Genomic DNA, 1,612 nt, shown 5'->3' with positions numbered 1-1,612 from the left:
CCGGCGCGGCGCTGGCCGATGGCGCCGGGCCGGTGGTGCTACGCGCCGCCGGCGGGCGGCGTCCCCTCGCCTTCCTGGTGGACGGCGCGCCGCTGCCGAGCGAGTCGGCGCGGCGCGAGGTAGCCTGGACGCCGCCCGGCCCCGGCGCCTACCGCGTCACGGTACTGGATGCCGATGGCATCGCCGCCTCGGTCGCGGTGCGCGTGCGCGGGCCGGAGGCCGCGCCGACGGGCGGCGCCATCATCACGCTGGTCCCGGCATCCATCGCCGCCCCCGCGCCGTAGTCGCTGCGGCGGGGTCCTCCCGCGCGATGGAGACGACGGGGATGGACGGCCTGACCTCGCCGCGCGGCGAGGTGCGCGTGCTGGCGGCGGCGCGCGCGCAGCGGGTGCAGCACACCAGTCCGGCCCCGCGCGCGTCAGCGGTCCTCGAGCAGATGCCTATCCGGTGGAATCAGCCGGTCGGGTGAAGAGGCGCGCGGCAACGCCTCTAAGCCACCAGTCCGAAGGCCCAGATCGCCGCGACGCCGGCGCCGATCGCCGCTGCCAGGTTGCGCGTGGCCGCCTGCACCGCCACCACCACCGCCGCGGCGGCGAAGCCCTTCGCCCCCTGCGCCGCCAGCGCGGGCGCGACATAGGCGATGAAGATCGGCCCAGGCAGGTGCTGCAGCGCGACTTCCACGCCACGCGGCGGCCGGAAGGCGCGGAACAGCGCATAGCCCCCCGCGCGGCATAGATACGTCGCCAGCGCCATTCCCAGGATCGCCAGCAGCACATCGAGGCGCAGCGTCATCGCGCCCGCCGCAATTCGAGCCAGGCGCCCAGCGCCGCGCCGCTCAGCGCGCCAGCCATCAGGGGCCAGGGCGCGGTTAGCCCCGCCGACCAGGCCAGAAGCGAGACGCCGGCCGCCAGCCCCCAGGGCATCAGGTCCCGCCGCACCCCCTGCCAGACCGGCACCAGGATGGCGCAGAAGGTAGCGGTCGCGGCGAAGAACACCGGATGCCCCGGCGGCAGCCGCACCGCCGCGCCGAACACGTGCCCCAGCGCCACCGAGATCATCCAGAACACCCACAGGGCCAGGCTGACGCCGAGCAGGAACCCCGCATCCCGCCCGCCGCGCCGCTGGTCGGCGGCGGACAGCGCGTAGGAATGGTCCACGAGCGTGGCCAGGGTGCCCCACAGCCGCAGCCCGCGCAGCCAGTCGAGCCAGGGCGCCAGCGCCGCCCCCATCGGCGCGAGGCGCATGTTCACCACAAAGGCCGCCAGCGTGGCGGCCAGGATCGGCGCCGGCTCGGTCCACAATTCCAGCGCCAGCAGTTGCGAGGACCCGGCGAAGACCAGCCCCGACATCAGCCAGGTCTCGAGCAGCGACAGCCCCTTCGCGTCCGAGATCACGCCGACTACCAGGCCAAAGGGGAAGGTGCCGATCACCAGGGGCACCGCCTGGCGCACGCCGCGCAGCACGCCGTGGCGGGTGAAGACGACGCGCGCGCCGCTCATGCGCGCCGTGCCGGAGGCACGCCCGCCGCGTCACGCCGCGCCGCGATCAGCCGGTCCTCGGCCTCGGCCGGGTCCATCGCCAGCGCGCGCCGCGCCACGCCATGGGCGAAGCC

Annotated in this window: 4 protein-coding genes; 2 read left to right on the top strand and 2 right to left on the bottom strand. The window is 75.7% G+C overall.

What is annotated here, in order from left to right; all coding sequences use genetic code 11:
* Both HW578_RS26305 and HW578_RS26300 read left to right on the top strand, forming a co-directional pair.
* Window positions 1-284 (top strand): hypothetical protein (locus HW578_RS26305; protein WP_198373659.1); only part of this gene is annotated, 284 nt, incomplete at its 5' end.
* A gap of 41 nt (window positions 285-325) precedes the next feature.
* Window positions 326-469, top strand: coding sequence for a hypothetical protein (locus HW578_RS26300; protein WP_198373658.1), 144 nt, complete (start codon window positions 326-328; stop codon window positions 467-469).
* A 20-nt stretch (window positions 470-489) separates the two neighbouring features.
* Here the strand turns inward: HW578_RS26300 and HW578_RS26295 are convergent, their stop codons facing one another.
* Together HW578_RS26295 and HW578_RS26290 are read right to left on the bottom strand one after the other, a co-directional pair.
* Window positions 490-792, bottom strand: coding sequence for an AzlD family protein (locus HW578_RS26295; RefSeq protein ID WP_232479314.1), 303 nt, complete (start codon window positions 790-792; stop codon window positions 490-492).
* Window positions 789-1,499: an AzlC family ABC transporter permease gene (locus tag HW578_RS26290; protein ID WP_198373657.1), complete on the bottom strand. Its 711-nt coding sequence runs from the start codon at window positions 1,497-1,499 to the stop codon at window positions 789-791. The genes HW578_RS26295 and HW578_RS26290 overlap by 4 nt, the downstream gene beginning before the upstream one ends.
* Between the last annotated feature and the right edge of the window lie 113 nt (window positions 1,500-1,612).

This window comes from Roseomonas rosulenta, from assembly GCF_016106005.1.
In the GTDB taxonomy this organism is placed as follows: Bacteria; Pseudomonadota; Alphaproteobacteria; order Acetobacterales; family Acetobacteraceae; genus Neoroseomonas; species Neoroseomonas rosulenta.
This window is presented reverse-complemented; position numbering and strand designations above follow the sequence as displayed.

Bases quoted from the DNA above. Each gene is read 5' to 3' on its own strand.
- HW578_RS26300 (WP_198373658.1), top strand. From the start codon at position 326: ATGGACGGCCTGACCTCGCCGCGCGGCGAGGTGCGCGTGCTGGCGGCG.
- HW578_RS26295 (WP_232479314.1), bottom strand. From the start codon at position 792: ATGACGCTGCGCCTCGATGTGCTGCTGGCGATCCTGGGAATGGCGCTG.
- HW578_RS26290 (WP_198373657.1), bottom strand. From the start codon at position 1,499: ATGAGCGGCGCGCGCGTCGTCTTCACCCGCCACGGCGTGCTGCGCGGC.